Source organism: Catellatospora sp. KI3, assembly GCF_029948125.1.
Lineage (GTDB): Bacteria > Actinomycetota > Actinomycetes > Mycobacteriales > Micromonosporaceae > Catellatospora.
In genome coordinates this window covers 41278-57444 of record NZ_JASAMB010000029.1, presented here as the reverse complement: position 1 = coordinate 57444, position 16167 = coordinate 41278, and the positions used below count along the sequence as shown (strand labels likewise).

Genomic DNA, 16167 nt, shown 5'->3' with positions numbered 1-16167 from the left:
ACCTTGGAGGGCGTGGCGAGTCGCATCGGGATCATGGGCGGGACGTTCGATCCCATCCATCACGGACACCTCGTGGCAGCCAGCGAGGTGGCCGACCGCTACGCCCTCGACGAGGTCGTGTTCGTGCCGACCGGGCAGCCGTGGCAGAAGTCCGGCAACCCGGTGACGGCGGCGGAGGACCGCTACCTGATGACGGTCATCGCGACCGCGTCGAACCCGCGGTTCTCCGTCAGCCGGGCCGACATCGACCGCGGCGGCGACACCTACACCGTGGACACCCTGCGGGAGCTGCGCGGGCAGTACGGCGAGAAGACCGAGCTGTTCTTCATCACCGGCGCCGACGCCCTCTCCAAGATCCTCTCTTGGAAGGACGCGGACCAGCTGTTCGAGCTGGCGCACTTCGTCGGGGTGACCCGGCCCGGCTTCGACCTCACCGACGCGCACCTGCCCGCCGACGTGGTGAGCCTGGTCCAGGTGCCCGCGATGGCGATCTCGTCCACCGACTGCCGCCGCCGCGTCGCCGCGGGCCAGCCCGTCTGGTACCTGGTACCGGACGGGGTAGTGCAATACATCACAAAACGCCGCCTTTACCGCTGATCGGCGGTGGGTCGGCACACCTCGTTGTTATCTGAGCGGCGTCCCCGCCCGCGCCTGTGAGACCCTTGAGGTCGAACTCCGCCCGCGTCCAGCGGGCGGTGAGCCCACCGAAAGGACCAAGGTGCCCGCAACCGAGCGTGCCGTCGAGATGGCGCTGGCCGCCGCACAGGCCGCCGCCGACAAGAAGGCCGAGGACATCGTCCTGCTGGACGTGGGCGACCAGCTCGTCATCACCGACGTCTTCGTGGTCGCCTCCGCCTCCAACGAACGCCAGGTGCTCGCCATCGTCGACGCGATCGAGGATGCCCTGCTCCAGCTGCCCGAGAAGGCCAAGCCCGTGCGCCGCGAAGGCGAGCGCACCGGCCGCTGGGTGCTGCTGGACTTCAACGACATCGTGGTGCACGTCCAGCACAGCGAGGAGCGCGAGTTCTACGCGCTGGACCGGCTGTGGAAGGACTGCGCCCGGATCGAGTTCGTCGACCGCCACCTGGCGTCGCAGGACGCCGCGTGAGCAATGAGCGGGGCTCGGAGGCCGGGGTGACCCGGATCATCCTCTGGCGCCACGGCAACACGGACTACAACGCCGAGGGCCGGGTGCAGGGGCAGCAGGACGCCCCGCTGAACGACAAGGGCCGGGCCCAGGCGGCCGCCGCCGCCCCCGCGCTCGCCCGCCGGGGCCCGGCGCGGCTGGTCACCAGCGACCTCAGCCGCGCCGCGCACACCGCAGCCGCGCTGGCGCAGCTGACCGGGCTGGTGCCCGAGCGCGACCCCAGGCTGCGCGAGCGCGGCTTCGGGCACTGGGAGAACCTGCTCATGACCGAGGTCAAGGAGCAGTTCCCGACGTCGTGGCTGGGGTGGCGCGACGCGCTCGACGACCCCGGTGACGGCGTCGAGCCGCTGACCCAGCTGGGCAAGCGGGTCGTCGAGGTCATCCGGCAGGCCGCCGAGGTCGCCCCCGGGGTGACCACCGTGCTCGCCTCGCACGGCGCGGCCATCAAGTACGGCACGGCCACCCTGCTGGGCTGGCCGCTGGAGATCCTGCCCACCATCATGCCGCTGCAGAACTGCCACTGGGTCGAGCTGACCCACTCGGCGGAGCAGGGGTGGCGGATGTCGGCGTACAACACGGGTGTCTGAACAGCGGTCGCGCAACTTGTGGCGTGCCGGTAACGTCCGAGCTGACATGACGACGCCAAAGCCGCTGCTGTACACGTTGCTGGCCGCCACACTCCTGAGCGGCCTGCTGGCCGGCTGCGCGGGCACCGCCCGACCCGGCGCCACACCCGGTGGGGAGGTCTCCGTGAACGCGTCACCGTCGGCCTCGGGCCGGCCGAAGCCGCCGACCGGCGGTCCGAGCATCCCGCCCCCGGCCAAGGACGAGATCACCGTCTCGGGCACCGTCGAGCGGGTCGAGCTGGAGGGCGGCTGCACGGTGCTGCGCACGCCCGGCAAGACGTACCAGCTCATGGGCGGGGACAAGGACGTGGTCAAGCCGGGGGCGCGGCTCATGGTGACCGGCCGGATCCGCACCGACATCGCGACCATCTGCCAGATGGGGCCCGTGCTCGAGGTCATCTCGGCACGGCCGTCGTGACAGGCTAACGTGCGCGCATGGCTGTAGCCGTCGTCACCGACTCCACCGCGTACCTGCCCGCCGCCGTCGGCGACGGGACGCTCACCGTGGTGCCCCTGCACATCGTGCTCGGCGGGGTGTCCGGCCGGGAGGGCCTGGACGTCAGCCCGGCCGAGGTCGCCGTCGCGCTGACCGCCCGCCGGGTCTCGGTCACCACCTCCCAGCCGACCCCGGCCGAGTTCAAGCAGGTCTACGACCGGCTGTTCGCCGCCGGTGCCACCGGGGTCGTCTCGGTGCACCTGGCCGGGGCGCTGTCGGGCACGCTCGGCTCGGCCGCGATCGCGGCCAAGCAGGCCGACGGGCCGGTCGAGGTGGTCGACTCGTGCTCGGCGGCGATGGGCGTGGGCTTCCCGGCCCTGGCCGCCGCCCGCGCCGCCGCCCAGGGCAAGGACCTCAAGGGGGTACGCGAGGCGGCGCTGGCCACCATCAGCCGCACCTCCACCTTCTTCTACGTCGACACGCTGGAGCACCTGCGCCGGGGCGGCCGCATCAACGCCGCCTCCGCGCTGGTCGGCACCGCCCTGGCGGTCAAGCCGCTGCTGGAGGTCTCGGCGGGCGGCATCTCCATGCGCGACAAGGTGCGCACCGCCGCCCGCGCGCTGGACCGGCTGGTCGCGCTCGCCGTGCAGGCGGCCGGGGACGGCCCGGTCGAGGTCGCGGTGCACCACCTGGCCGCCGCCGAGCGGGCCGGTTCGGTCGCGACGGCGCTGCGCGAGCGGCTCGGCGAGCGCCTGTGCGAGCTGTACACCAGCGAGGTCGGCGCGGTGGTGGCCGCGCACGTGGGCCCCGGGCTGGCCGGCATCGTGGTGCACCGCCTGCCCGAACCCGACCAGTCCCTGCTGCCCGGCTGAGCCCCGCCGCGAACTGCGGTGGCGGGAATGCGAAGTGGTGGCGATACTCAGCGTTCATGGAGAAGGCTCGACCGGACTCGGTCGGCCGGGACCTGGCGCACGCGCTGCGTACCGGCCCGTTCTCCGCCGTGCTCCACCTGGCCATCGAGGACCGGGGAATGCGGTTGGAGGAGATCCAGGAGCGGCTGGCCGCTGCCGGGATCACAGTCAGCACCACCACGTTGAGCTACTGGCGCCGGGGACGCAGCCGCCCCGAACGCCCCGAATCGATGAAGGCCGTCCGGCTGCTGGAGCAGATCCTCGCCCTGCCCGCCGAGTCGCTGATCGCCCAGCTCGGCCCGCGCCGCCCGCGCGGGCGCTGGCTGGGCCAGCCGCCGGGCACGATCGACATCGACCGGCTGTTCGCCGACTCGATGAGCGTCGCCAAGATGATCGGGGAGCTGGACCGCTGGCTCTACCACGAGCTGAGCCGGGTCAGCCTGCACGACGTGTACCAGGTGGGGGCGCAGCGGCAGGAGATCAGCCTCAGCTGCCGCCAGGTGCTGCGGGCCAATGTGGACCGGGTGTCGCGTACCGTCGGCATCTTCCGCACCGACGACCCGGGCGCGCCGCTGCAGATCAACGCCCTGCGCAACTGCCGCCTGGGGCGGGTGCGCACCGATCCCGACAGCGGCCTGTGCGCCGCTGAGATCATCTTCGACCGGATGCTGTCGCAGGGCGACACGGTGGTGCTGGAGTACGAGTTCCTCAGCAGCTCCGCCGCCCCGACCGACATCTACTACCGGGGCTTCTCGGTGCCGGTGGGGGAGTACCTGCTGCAGCTGCAGTTCCACCGCGACGCGGTGCCGGCCCGGTGCTACCGGTTCGAGCGGCGCGGCGTCAACGCGCCGGACCAGGGCGTACGCGAGGTGTGGATCGGTTCCACGCACGGGGCGCACCTGGTCGGCTCGGACGTGCCGCCGGGCATCGTGGGCATGCGCTGGGAGTGGGAATAGGGGTCGGGCGTCCTCGTGAGACGCCCGACCCCCACCCTCCCCCCGGTTTGTCAGGAGGCGCTGATGGTCACATCGTCGATGACCCAGGAGGTCTGCAGACTCTGGTCCTCGACGCCGTTGAACTTCAGCGTCACCGTCTGCCCGGCGAACTGGCTCACGTTGACCACCTTCTCCACGTACGCCGAGTTGGCGTCGAGGTTCGTGGCGGAGGCGACCGTGGTGCTGCCCATGGTGACGGTCAGCCGGTCCCAGACCTGGCCGTCGTTCTCGGCGGTGGTGATCCGGACCCAGTAGCGCAGCGTCACACTGGTGCAGCCGGCGGGAATGGTCACCGACTGGGAGAGGTAATCAGTGTGCGACTGGCCCTGACCGCCCAGCCACGCGCTGCGCGTGCCGGTGTGGCCGGGGTAGTTGTACCCCGCCCAGGCGCCGATCACGCCGCTGTTCGCGGTCCACGGGGTGGTGCCGTTCTCCAGGCTGGAGTTGCCGACCACCTGCACCGGGGTGCAGCCGCCGCCGGACGTGACCGTCCAGGTGAAGTTGGCGGTGCCGGTCTTGCTCGCCGAGTCCGTCACCGTGACGGTGACGTTCGACGTGCCGGCGGTGGTCGGGCTGCCCGTGATCCGACCGGTCGACGAGCCGATCGACAGGCCGGCGGGCAGACCCGAGGCGCTCCAGGTGTACGGGGTGGAGCCGCCGCTCGCCTGCAGCTGCAGGTCGACCGACTGACCGACGCCGGTGCTCTGGTTACCGGGGTTGGTCACCGACGGGTTGCCCGGCTGGGTCCCGCCGTTCATGAAGCCCGTGTACAGCAGGCGGTTCGGCGAACCGGTGCCCGGGCTGGTGATCTTTCCAGTGGTGGCGTTGTTGACCAGCGCGTCGCGGACCTGGGCCGGGGTGGCGCTGGGGTTCTGGCCGAGGTAGACCGCGGCGGCACCGGCGACGTGCGGGGACGCCATCGAGGTGCCGGTCATCGTGGCGCTGCCGGTGTTGCTGGAGTACGACGCCGACACGATGCTGGTGCCCGGCGCGAACAGGTCCAGGCACGAGCCGTAGTTGCTCGTGCTGTTGCGCGCGTCGGAGCTGTTGGAGTTGCCGACGGTGACCGCCGCCGCGACCGCCTGCGGGCTGTAGTTGCAGGCGTTGTCGCCGGAGTTGCCGGCCGCCATGACGACCTGGATACCGGAGCTGATCAGGTTGCTGACCGCGGAGTCCATGGCCTGGCTGGTGCACGGGCTGGTGCAGCCGATGCTGTAGTTGACGACCGCGGGCTTGGTGCCGTTGCTGCGGACCCAGTTGAACCCGGCGATCAGGTCGTCGTTGCTGCCGCTGCCCTGGCAGTTCAGCACGCGAACCGAGGCCACGCTGGCCTTCTTGGCGATGCCGTAGCTGGTGCCGACCGCGGTGCCCGCGACGTGGGTGCCGTGGCCGTGGCAGTCGGCGGGGTTGCTGTCCCCGTCGACGATGTCGGTGCCCTGCTTGACCCGGCCGGTGAACTCCTGGTGGCTGGCGTTCAGGCCGGTGTCCAGCACGTACACGGTGACGCCCTGGCCCGGGTTGGCCGGGTAGGTGAACGCCTGGTTGAGCGGCAGGTTCGCCTGGTCGATGCGGTCGTCGCCCCAGTTCGGCGGGTTGTTCTGGGTGTCGGCGATCTGGACCCGCTGGACCGCCTCGACCGAGGCGACGGCGGGGTCGGCGGCCAGGCGCTTGGCCTGCTGCTCCGACAGCGACACCGAGAAGCCGTGCAGTGCGCTGCTGTACACGTGGCGAGTCTGCCCGCCGAAGCGGCCCGCCAGGTCGCGGGCCTTCGTGCCGATGGCCGAGGCGGTGGCGGCCACCGCGGAGTCCTTCAGCACCACGATGTAGCGGCCGGGGACGGCGCTCGGGCTGTCCGCGTACCGGATCGAGCCCTCGGGGGCGGCCTGAGCCGGTCCCGCGACGCTGACCGCGGCCGCGAACACCACGATGAACGCGGCGCCGAAACCGTAGATGCGTTGCAACAAGGTGATCTCCTCCCAGTAGCCGGCTTCGCGACCGGGTCCGGTTGACACCGGCCGCGAAGGGCTGGAGGAGAACCTAGGAGCGTGTGTATCGGCGGCGGCAGATCCGTGAACAGGAGTCGACGTTTTGTAACGCCAAAACTGTTGAAAAACTGGGAAGAGGGTTCTGTCGTGAACCGACAGGGTTCCGACAGTTGAACCCGCTGCTCTTATGCGCCGTTGACACCTGTAATAAGATTCTTACAGGTGCAAGACAGAGGGGTACCAGTGGACGTCGAGAGCCTGGTCGGCCGCCTGGCGGCGGTGGCCAACCCGCTGCGACTGCGCATCCTGGCCACCCTGGCCGAGGAGTCGACGCATGTCAGCGAGTTGGCCAGGCGGACCGGCATGTCCCGCGCGCTGCTCTACCTGCACCTGCGCCGACTCGAAGAGTTCGGCTACGTCACGGGGCACCTGGAGCTGTCGCCCGACGGCAAGGCGCTCAAGTATTTCGAGGCGGTGCCGTTCGCGCTCACCGTCGATCTGCCCACCGTCCGGGCCGCGGTCGCCGCGAGCCCTCCCGTCACCCCTGAGGAAGGTTCGTAATGGAGTTCATCCCCTGGTATGGCTGGGTCGCCATCGCCGGCGCCGTCAGCTGGGTCATCCCGGTCGTCGTCGGCACGCTGCGGCAGCCGGCCAAGCGCGACGACGATGCGCTGCGGGCCAGCCTGAACGAGCTGGCCGCCACCAACCGCCAGCTGGCCCAGCGGCTGGAAGGGGTCGACCAGCGGCTCGGCAAGATCGAGAAAACCCTCAACGACATCCCGTGACCGGGTGCCGCCTCCTGGTCAGCCGGTCTGGCTGACCAGGGTGAAGGCCCCGTCGTGGATCTTCAGGAGCATGAAGTCCGGGTGCGGCTGGGTGCCGTCCGGCCCGAACTCCGACGGGCCCGACAGCAGCTGGATGTCGGCGGGGGTCGTCGCGGCGATCGCCTTGCGCACGGCCTCCCGGTCGGTGCTGCCCGCCCGCTCGATCGCGTTGGCGGCGAGCTTGAGCGCGTCGTAGCTCTGCATCGTGAACGGTCCCGGATCGTGGCCGTACGCGGCGCGGTAGCGGTCCGCCCACGCCTTGGCGTCCGGCTCGAACTGCGCCATCGGCAGCGTGATGCCGTAGAGGCCCTCGGTCTCCGCCGGCGTGAGCTTGTCGAACAGGGTCGGGTCCAGCCCGGCGTCCGACAGCATGATCGTGCCCTGGAAGCCGCCGGCCCGCAGATCCCGCACGATGGTGGCCGCCTCCGGGTAGTAGCCGGTGAACAGCACCGCGTCGGCGTCCTGCTTGACCACCTCGTCGACCATGCGGGGGTAGCTGGTGGCGCCCTGGCTGATGCGCAGGCGGGTGGCCAGCTCCATCTTCGCGCCGGGCTCCTTCAGCCGCTCCACGGCGGCGTGGGCGACCGACTGGGGGAAGCTGGTGCCGTCGTCCACCACGGCCAGCCGCTTGCGCCCCATCTTCGTCAGGGACTCGACCGCCCGCTCGCCCTCCTCCTTCGCGGTGCCGGCCAGCAGGAACACGCTGTCGTAGCCGGGGGCCAGCAGGTCCATGGAGTTGGCGGCCGGGACGATCATCGGGATCGCCGCGGTGTGGAACGGCTTGAGCACCGGTACGACCGCGACGCTGCAGCCGCCGCCCACCGAGACCGTGACGTCCTTGGCGATGAGTTCGTTCGCCTTCACCACGGCCGTTCCCGGGTCGCAGGCGTCGTCCCCGGCGACCAGCTCGACCGGCCGGCCGAGCACCCCGCCCTTGTCGTTGATCTCCTTGATGGCGAGCTGGTACGCCTCCATCATCCGCTGCCCGGTCGGTGCGTTGTCGCCGGTGAGCGGGATCAACGCACCGATACGTACTGGTTGTGGCGTATCATCCGCCTTGTCGGGTTCACTGCACGCGACAAGTGCACCGCACAGCACCGCCACCAGCGCGGCCGCCGAAACACGGAAGCTGCGGCGCGCGGCCCGTCGAGGCTGGAGGTCGTCCATACGGTGAATTATTATCACGTGTAAGTAGGATAAGCCGGATATGCCGCCCAGGCCACCGCCTGGTGCACAGGACAGCACTCGACGGGGTGGGCCGCAGCGGTCGGCCCGGAGGGGGACACCCGGAACAATGCAGTGGCCGTCTTGGTGGCGGGCCGCCGTCGGCAAGCGGGGCGCAGACGCCCGCCGGGGCGACCCCATTCGCCCTCGCCGCAGCCTGGGCATGACCGCCGCGCTCGCGGCGGTGCTGTGCGGGCTGGGCGCGTTCACGCTCTGGGGCACCCTGCAGGCCACCCACGCCACCGAGGCGCAGAGCAAGGCGCTGGTGCTGGACGCCATCTTCAGCGAGGCCAGCGCCGCCGTGGCGGTGCAGGAGATGCAGGCCCGGCACTACCAGCTGGAGCCGTCGGTGGCCAGCCGCGAGCGGTACCTGGACTCCGCGGCGCAGGCCGACGGGGCGCTGCGCCGCGCCGTCGAGCTGAGCACCGGCGACGCCCGCGAGGACGCACTGCGGCTGCAGGCCGAGCAGTCGGCCTACCGGCAGGCCGCCGACCAGCTCATCGTCATGGTCACCGATCGCGACCCCGACGCCATCAAGCAGGACCGGCTCGAGGTCACCCCGGCGTACTACACGCTGCAGCACGACATCACCGAGGTGTCGCGCTCGTACCACTCGCTGGCCCAGAAGCGCGTAGCCGACCTGCGCAACGTGCAGACCCGGATCTTCGCCGCCACCATGGTCGGCTTCGCGGTCGGCCTGGCCCTGGTCGCGGCCATCTGGCGGGTCATGCTCGCCTACCAGCGGCGGGTGGTCGAACACGCCCGCGCCAGCCAGCGCCAGGCGCTGCACGACCCGCTCACCGGCCTGGCCAACCGGCTGCTGTTCCAGCAGCGGCTCGACGACGCCATCGAGGCCGCCGGAGCCGACCCGGACCGCCGGCCGGCGGTGATGCTGATCGACATGAACGGCTTCAAGGCCGTCAACGACACCCTGGGCCACCACGCGGGCGACGAGGTGCTGATCCAGACCGGCAACCGGCTGCGCAAGGTCTGCGGGGAGCGCGACACGGTGGCCCGGCTCGGCGGCGACGAGTTCGCCGTACTGCTGCGCAGCGTCTCCACCGTCGAGGCGGCGCTGGAGATCGCCGAGCGGGCGGGCGGGGCGCTGCGGCGCAACTTCCTGCTCCCGGTCGGCTCCGCCGCCGTCAGCGGCAGCGTCGGCATGGCGCTGGGCGCCCCCGGCTCCTCGGCCGAGGACATGCTCCGCCACGCCGACGCCGCCATGTACCGGGCCAAGAGCAGCGGCAAGGGCGTCGCCCTGTACGACCCCGAGATCGACATCGACCAGCCGGGGCGGATGGCGCTCTTCGCCGACCTGCGTACGCTGCTCACCGACGGCGACCCCGACGGCCAGCTGGTGCTGTACTACCAGCCCCAGGTGAGCATCGCCGACGCCGCCGTCCCCGCCGTCGAGGCGCTGGTGCGCTGGCGCCACCCGCAGATGGGCCTGCTGTCGCCCGACGCGTTCCTGGGCGTCGCCGAGACCGGCGGGCTGGAGCTGCCGCTCACGTACCACCTGCTGCGCATCGGCGTCGCCGAGGCGGCCGGCTGGAACGCCCAGGGGCGGCCGCTGACCGTCTCGGTCAACGTCAGCCCCAACTGCCTGCTCGACGACGCGTTCGTGGGCCAGGTACGCGGCGCGCTCACCGACACCGGACTGCCGCCGCACCTGCTCCGGCTGGAGATCACCGAGAGCGGCATGACGACCGACCCCGACCGGGCCCAGGAGGTCCTCCGCCGTATCCGCAACGACGGCGTCCAGGTCTCGATCGACGACTTCGGCACCGGCTTCAGCTCGCTGAACCAGCTCAAACTGCTCACCGCCGACGAGTTGAAGATCGACCGGATCTTCATCCAGGACCTGGCCACCGACCCCGGCGACGCGATCCTGGTCCGCAGCGCCATCGAACTGGCCCACAACCTGGGGCTGTTCGTCACCGCCGAAGGGGTCGAGGACCTGACCGCGCTGGCGATGCTGGCCGACCTCGGCTGCGACCAGGTGCAGGGGTTCGCGTTGGCGCGGCCGGTGCCCGCCGACGCGCTGTTCGCCGAGTGCGCCAAGGCGGCGCGGATCGCCCGGTCGGCCCTGAAACCCGCCTCCGGCCACCTGCCCCCCGCAGAGGTCGAAGCGGGGGTATGAGGCCCGGCGCCCGCGCCCGGCGCCCGCGCCCGGCGCCCGCGCCCGGCGCCCGCGCCCGGCGCCCGCGCCCGGCGCCCGCGCCCGGCGCCCGCGCCCGGCGCCCGCGCCGCGCTTCGGTGCAGTTTCGGGGAAAGTGCTGGAATCTTGGCGTTCTTTCGGACAGTTTCCCCGAAACTGCACCCTGCGAGGGGCGGTGTGGCGGGGAGCGGGGGGCGGGGCTCGTAGCACGGGTGGGGTGTGATCAGGGCGTTATCCACAAGCGGTCCGTTGTCCACAGGTGGTGCCGCGCGAGGGTGGGGCCGGGGGGGTCTGTCCTCCTAGCGTGGCCGCGTGCTGTCACTTCGCCCGCAGCCGCCGGATGAGGCGGCTAATCGCCGCCTGAGAAGCGTCTTCGCCGTACCCCGAGCAACGGCCGATGCGCCGGCCACCGATCCCATGCCGCCCGGCCCCCCGCCAGGTGCCGACGCGATCCAGGCCGAGGACGACTTCGCGGTCGACCGCGAACCGTGGCTCGGGGACCGGCGGCCTGCTCGGCAGACGGAGCAGCTGTGGCCAGAGCCGACGCCCCCGCCCGCCACCTCGCTCTCTGACCTGCCATGGCTGTCGCCCTCGCCATCGCCCTCGCCCTGGCCATCGCCCACGCCATCGCCCTGGCCCACGCCTTCGCCATTGGCCACGCCCTCATCCTCGCCATCGGCCTCAGCGGCGTCGTCGGCTCCGGGGCTGCCGCGCTTCGTCGCGCCGGAGCCGGAGCCGGAGCCGGAGCCGGAACCGGAACCGGAACCGGAACCGGAGGCGGAGTCGGGGCTGGGGCGGCGGCCGTCGGCGTTGCCGGGCCGGGCGGCGTTCGACCCGGGGCGGCGCGGGGTGCGAGCGCTCGCGGCGGTGGCCGTCCTCGTGGTCCTGATCGCGGCATATCTGGCCTGGCAGGCGCGCCCGCAGCCCGAACCGGTCCCGACGCTGGCCGGCGATACCGCCGCACCGCGGCCTTCGGCCGCGGCGTCGCCCACCGAGCTGGTGGTCGCGGTGACCGGCCGGGTGCGCCGTCCCGGCCTGGTACGGCTCCCGCCCGGCTCCCGCGTAGCCGACGCCATCGAGGCAGCCGGTGGCGTACTGCCCGGGACGGACGTGTCCACGCTCAACCTGGCCCGGCGCGTCGCCGACGGCGAGCTGATCGCCGTCGCGGTGCCGGGCGTCGTCCCCGCCGACCAGGGCGGCGGGTCCGGGGCGGCACCCGGTGGGCTGGTCAACCTGAACACCGCCACCCTCGCCCAACTCGACGCGCTACCCGGGGTGGGCCCCGTGCTGGCGCAGCGGATCCTCGACCACCGCACCCGGCACGGCGACTTCCGGGGCGTGGGCGACCTGCGCCAGGTCGAGGGCATCGGCGACGCCAAGTACGAACAGCTCAAAGACCTGGTCACGGTCTGATGGGCGCCCCCGATCCGGCAGCCGGCCGCCGACCCGACCCGCGGTTGGCGCCGTCAGCGTCGGCCGACCGCGAGCTCGACCGGTGGTCGGTGCTGTCCGCGCCGACCGGCGAGGTGCCCGGCTCGCGGATGGCGCCGTTCGCGCCGGCCGGCCAGGAGCCCGATCTGCGGTTGGTGCCGTTCGCGCTCGGGTGCTGGGCGGCCGCCCTGACCGTGCTGTACACCGGCCTGCGCATCGCGCTGATGCTGACCGCAGCCGCACTGCTCGCGGCAGCGCTGCTGATCGCCCACGATCGCCGCGCGGCCGCTCGCACCCGCACCCGCGCGACCGCTCGCACCGACTCGACCGCCGCCACCCGTGCGGCCGTCCCCACCCGCGCGACCGGAGGTGCAGTTTCGGGGAAACTGCACGAATTCTGGTCAAGATTCCGGCAGTTCCCCCGAAACTGCGTGCCGATCCTCCGAGGGGGCCGCGCGACGGAGCGGGGCGCGGGGGTCGGGTCGGGGCGGCGGTTGGCGGAGGTGGGCGCCGGTTCCGGGCGGGCGCGGGCGGCGGGGGAGTCGGGGTCGGGCTGGGGGGTGCGGTGGCGGTGGATCGTGGCTGGGGCTTGCCTGGGGCTGGCGTGCGGCGCGGTGGCGACCGGGGCGCGACTGTCCGCGCGGGACGCGCCCGAGCTGGCGGAACTGGTGCGGCGGCACGCTTCGGAGCAGGTGCTGCTGACCGTACGCGACGATCCGCGGGCGGTGGCGGGGGTCACCGGGCGGGACGCGACCTGGGTGGTGGCGGCGAACCTGGACGCGGTGGCGGGGCTGCGTACCGATGCGCGGGTGCTGGTGCTGGCCGCCGACGGCGGCTGGCGCGGGCTGCTGCCGGGCCAGCAGGTGCGGGCCCGGGTCCGGTTCGGACCGTCTCGCGGCGGTGACCTGCGCGCGGCCGTGCTGTCCGCCGATGCGGCGCCGCAGCCGCTGGGTCCGGCACCGTGGGCGCAGCGTGCCGCCGGAGTGCTGCGGTCAGGGCTGCAACGGGCCTGCGCGCCACTCGACCGGGCCGCCGGGGGCCTGCTGCCGGGCCTGGTCGTGGGCGACACGAGCCACATGGACCAGGAACTGTCGCAGCAGTTTCGCGAAGTCGGGCTGACCCACCTGAATGCCGTGAGCGGCAGCAACGTGGCGGTCGTGCTCGGGGCGGTGCTGCTGCTGGCCCGGTGGTGCCGGGCCGGGCCCAGGCTGAGCGCCGTACTCTGCGCCGTGGCGCTGGTCGGGTTCGTGATCCTGGTCCGGCCGTCGCCGAGTGTGCTGCGAGCCGCCGCGATGGGGTGCGTCGCGCTGCTCGCGCTGGCCTCCGGCAGGTCCCGCGCCGCGCTGCCCGCGCTCGCGGCCACCGTGGCGGCGCTGCTGGTCATCGACCCGGAGCTGGCCACCGACGCCGGGTTCGCGCTGTCGGTGCTGGCCACCGCCGGACTGCTGCTGCTGGCCCCGCCGATCCGCGACGCGTTGCACGGCCGGGGCGTGCCGCGCGGGATCGCCGAGGCGCTGGCGGTGCCGACCGCGGCCCAGCTCGCGTGCGGGCCGGTGGTCGCGGGCATCAGCGGGACCGTCAGCCTCGTCTCCGTACCGGCGAATCTGCTGGTGGTGCCCGCGATCGCACCGGCCACGCTGACCGGCGTGGCCGCCGCCCTGCTGTCGCCGCTGTGGCCGCAGGGCGCCGAGTTCACCGCGTGGCTCGGCAGCTGGCCCGCGCGCTGGCTGGTCACGGTCGCCCGGGTGGGCAGCGAGCTGCCCGCGGCGGTGCTGCCCTGGCCGGAGGGGCTACCCGGCGCGCTGCTGCTGGCGGGCCTCACCGTGCTGGCCATGCTCGGGCTGCGCCGTCCGGTGCTGCGTCAGCTGGCGCTGGTGGTGGCGCTGGCCGCGACGCTGGGCGCGCTGCCGGTACGGCTGATCGCGGGCGGCTGGCCGCCGCCGGGCTGGCTCGCGGTCTCCTGCGACGTGGGCCAGGGCGACGCGACCGTGCTCAACGCGGGCGGCGGCGCGGCGGTCGTCGTCGACACCGGGCCGCTGCCGCACCCGGTCGACGCGTGCCTGGACCGGCTCGGTATCGACACGGTGCCGCTGCTGCTGATCAGCCACTTCCACCTGGACCACATCGGCGGTCTCGACGGCGTGCTGGCGGGGCGGCCGGTCGGGGCGGTGGTCACCACGGCCTGGCCGGAGCCCGCGCCGGGGCGCGACGCGGTGCTGCGCGCGGCCGCCGCGCACGACGTCACGGTGTTCCCCGCGCCGGCGGAGGGCGGCTGGACCGTCGGGACGGTGCGGGTGACGGTCCTGCCCGGACCGATGCTGCACGGCACCCGCAGCGACCCGAACAACAACTCGCTGCTGCTGCTCGCCGAGGTACGCGGCGTACGCCTCCTGCTGGCCGGGGACGCCGAGACCGAGCGGCAGCAGGCGCTGCTGGACGCGGGCGTCGCCCTCGGGGCGCAGGTCCTCAAGGTGGCCCATCACGGCAGCGCCTACCAGTCGCCGGAGTTCCTCGACGCGGTCGCGCCGCGGGTGGCGCTGGTCAGTGTGGGCGCCGGCAACGACTACGGCCATCCGAACGCGGCGGTGCTGACCCGGCTGGCGGGGCACGGGGCGCGGGTGCTGCGTACGGACCTTTCCGGTGATCTCGCCGTGGTGCTGGACGGCGGGGTGCTGTCGGTGGTGACCGGGTGAGGCCGGTCATCCACAGGAGCCCGGCGGACGCAAGGCGACGCGCCCGTGCGAGTGACGATGAACGGTCCGCGAGAGGGTCGTGCGACGATAGCGGGGTGGTGAGCCAGGTTCCGTCCCCCGCCCTGACACCCGTGGTCCTCGTCCTCGGCGACGAGGAGCTGCTCGTCGCGCGCGCCGTCACCGACACCGCGGCCCGGGCCCGGGTCGTCGATCCGGCCGTCGAGCTGCGGGAGATGGACGCCGACACGCTGCTCGTAGGCGAGCTGGCCGAGGCGCTGAGCCCGTCGCTGTTCGGCGGCCGCCGCGTGGTGGTGCTGCGCAGAGGGCAGGACGCCAAGAAGGACGTCGCGGCGATGCTGCTCGACTATGTCAAGGCGCCCGACCCGGAGGTGACGCTGGTCGTCGCGCACGCGGGCGGGGCCAAGGGCAAGGCGATCGCCGACGGGCTGGCGAAGGCGGGAGCCGAGGTGGTGCCCGCCGCGAAGATCACCAAGCACCGGGAACGGGTCGACTTCGTCACCAGCGAGGTACGCCGCCTCGGCGGTCGCTGCCAGGCTGACGCCGCCGAGGCGCTGATCGAGGCGGTCGGTCACGACCTGCGCGAACTCGCCGCCGCGTGCGCCCAGCTGATCGCCGACACCGACGGGCGCGTCGACGCCGCCACAGTGGCCCGGTACTACCGGGGCAAAGCGGAGGTCAGCGGCTTCGCCGTCGCCGACGCGGCGGTGGCCGGTGACCTGCCCGCCGCGCTGGAGGCGCTGCGCTGGGCCCTGCACAGCGGGGTCGACCCGGTGCCGATCGCCGACGCGCTCGCCGACGGCGTACGTACCGTGGCGCGGGTGGCCTCGGCGGGGCGGGGCAACGCGTTCCAGCTCGCGTCGTCGCTGGGCATGCCCGCGTGGAAGATCGAGAAGGCGCAGCGGCAGGCCCGCGGCTGGACCCCGGAGGGCCTAGTCAAGGCGATGCGCGCGGCGGCCGACTGCAATGCCGCGGTCAAGGGCGGCGAGGAGGATCGCGGCTACGCGCTGGAGCGCACCATCGCGGCGTTCGCGCGGGCCAGAGCGGGAGGATCGAGATGACGGCCAACATCCGGTCGCGTCGCGCCGGGATCAGCCAGCAGGAGGCGCGTACCCGACCGCTCTACGCCCGGGTGCTGGGCCTGCAGTACGTACGCCCGAGCAACCTGATGTGCTTCGTGTTCTTCGAGGGCGCGATCTCGCTGGCGGTGCTGCTGGCGCTGGCCGAGTTGACCAACTGGTGGGCGGTGCTGGTGCTGCCGGTGTCGGTGGCCGCGATGGTGAAGATCAACGACGTTATCGCGGGGGCCACCACCCGCTCCGGGGGTGACGCGGTGCCGCGCCGCGCGTCCCGTGCCGCCGTGGCCGGGTCGGCGGCGACCGGCCCGACCCTGGCCGGCCCGACCGTAGCCTTACCGACCGTGCCGCTGCGGGGGGCGACACCACCGGTCGAGTTGCCCGGCTTCGAGGACGACGCCGGAGTCGATCTCCCTAGCCGGTACGAACGGCTGACCCGCCACGAGCAGGCCCCGGTCGAACCGGTCAGCCCCGCCGCCGAGGAACCCTGGATCGGCAGCGCCGAGCAGCGCTCCCGCCAGTCCGCCGCCTACCGCTACGAGTGACACGCCACCAGCGGTCCATGCCGCGCCAGCGGTTCCTGTCGTACTAGCGCGGTCCCTGCCGCGCCTCTCCGCACCTCGTGATCGCCGACTGCGGCCTT

15 protein-coding genes are annotated in these 16167 nt (G+C 72.9%); 13 read left to right on the top strand and 2 right to left on the bottom strand.

Annotated features, from left to right (window positions below; genetic code table 11):
* Nucleotides 1-12: 12 nt before the first annotated feature.
* From nadD to QEZ54_RS32075, 6 genes are all read left to right on the top strand, one after another.
* Complete coding sequence (gene nadD, locus QEZ54_RS32100) at nt 13-597, top strand: nicotinate-nucleotide adenylyltransferase (protein WP_281308508.1); 585 nt, start codon at nt 13-15, stop codon at nt 595-597.
* A gap of 121 nt (nt 598-718) precedes the next feature.
* Complete coding sequence (gene rsfS / locus QEZ54_RS32095) at nt 719-1108, top strand: ribosome silencing factor (RefSeq protein ID WP_281308507.1); 390 nt, start codon at nt 719-721, stop codon at nt 1106-1108.
* A gap of 26 nt (nt 1109-1134) precedes the next feature.
* Nucleotides 1135-1734: a histidine phosphatase family protein gene (locus QEZ54_RS32090; RefSeq protein WP_281308531.1), complete on the top strand. Its 600-nt coding sequence runs from the start codon at nt 1135-1137 to the stop codon at nt 1732-1734.
* A 46-nt stretch (nt 1735-1780) separates the two neighbouring features.
* Nucleotides 1781-2191 (top strand): hypothetical protein, encoded by a 411-nt coding sequence (locus QEZ54_RS32085; protein ID WP_281308506.1) that lies wholly within the window; start codon nt 1781-1783, stop codon nt 2189-2191.
* Nucleotides 2192-2208: 17 nt separating this feature from the next.
* A complete protein-coding gene (locus QEZ54_RS32080) occupies nt 2209-3081 on the top strand; it encodes a DegV family protein (RefSeq protein ID WP_281308505.1) in 873 nt (290 codons plus the stop codon).
* A 56-nt stretch (nt 3082-3137) separates the two neighbouring features.
* Nucleotides 3138-4076, top strand: coding sequence for a hypothetical protein (locus QEZ54_RS32075; RefSeq protein ID WP_281308504.1), 939 nt, complete (start codon nt 3138-3140; stop codon nt 4074-4076).
* A gap of 50 nt (nt 4077-4126) precedes the next feature.
* Here QEZ54_RS32075 and QEZ54_RS32070 read toward each other — a convergent pair whose 3' ends face one another.
* Nucleotides 4127-6079, bottom strand: coding sequence for a S8 family peptidase (locus QEZ54_RS32070; RefSeq protein ID WP_281308503.1), 1953 nt, complete (start codon nt 6077-6079; stop codon nt 4127-4129).
* Nucleotides 6080-6343: 264 nt separating this feature from the next.
* Between QEZ54_RS32070 and QEZ54_RS32065 the strand changes: the two genes are divergently transcribed.
* Nucleotides 6344-6661 carry a winged helix-turn-helix domain-containing protein gene (locus tag QEZ54_RS32065; RefSeq protein WP_281308502.1) on the top strand — a complete coding sequence of 106 codons (318 nt, stop codon included), beginning with the start codon at nt 6344-6346 and terminating at the stop codon, nt 6659-6661.
* Nucleotides 6661-6885, top strand: a complete 225-nt coding sequence (locus QEZ54_RS32060; protein WP_281308501.1) for a hypothetical protein — start codon at nt 6661-6663, stop codon at nt 6883-6885. The genes QEZ54_RS32065 and QEZ54_RS32060 overlap by 1 nt, the downstream gene beginning before the upstream one ends.
* A gap of 18 nt (nt 6886-6903) precedes the next feature.
* On the opposite strand, the gene QEZ54_RS32055 is transcribed toward QEZ54_RS32060, so the two are convergent.
* Nucleotides 6904-8091, bottom strand: coding sequence for a branched-chain amino acid ABC transporter substrate-binding protein (locus QEZ54_RS32055; RefSeq protein WP_281308500.1), 1188 nt, complete (start codon nt 8089-8091; stop codon nt 6904-6906).
* A gap of 220 nt (nt 8092-8311) precedes the next feature.
* Here QEZ54_RS32055 and QEZ54_RS32050 point away from each other — a divergent pair, with 220 nt between their 5' ends.
* The 5 genes from QEZ54_RS32050 to QEZ54_RS32030 all read left to right on the top strand — a co-directional run bounded on the left by QEZ54_RS32050 (nt 8312) and on the right by QEZ54_RS32030 (nt 16069).
* Nucleotides 8312-10288 carry a bifunctional diguanylate cyclase/phosphodiesterase gene (locus tag QEZ54_RS32050; protein WP_281308499.1) on the top strand — a complete coding sequence of 659 codons (1977 nt, stop codon included), beginning with the start codon at nt 8312-8314 and terminating at the stop codon, nt 10286-10288.
* Nucleotides 10289-10957: 669 nt separating this feature from the next.
* Nucleotides 10958-11719 (top strand): ComEA family DNA-binding protein, encoded by a 762-nt coding sequence (locus QEZ54_RS32045; RefSeq protein ID WP_281308498.1) that lies wholly within the window; start codon nt 10958-10960, stop codon nt 11717-11719.
* Complete coding sequence (locus tag QEZ54_RS32040; protein WP_281308497.1) at nt 11719-14430, top strand: ComEC/Rec2 family competence protein; 2712 nt, start codon at nt 11719-11721, stop codon at nt 14428-14430. Before QEZ54_RS32045 ends, QEZ54_RS32040 begins: the two co-directional genes overlap by 1 nt.
* Nucleotides 14431-14528: 98 nt before the next feature.
* Nucleotides 14529-15509: a DNA polymerase III subunit delta gene (gene holA / locus QEZ54_RS32035; protein WP_281308530.1), complete on the top strand. Its 981-nt coding sequence runs from the start codon at nt 14529-14531 to the stop codon at nt 15507-15509.
* Nucleotides 15506-16069, top strand: a complete 564-nt coding sequence (locus tag QEZ54_RS32030; RefSeq protein ID WP_281308496.1) for a hypothetical protein — start codon at nt 15506-15508, stop codon at nt 16067-16069. The genes holA and QEZ54_RS32030 overlap by 4 nt, the downstream gene beginning before the upstream one ends.
* Nucleotides 16070-16167: the final 98 nt, after the last annotated feature.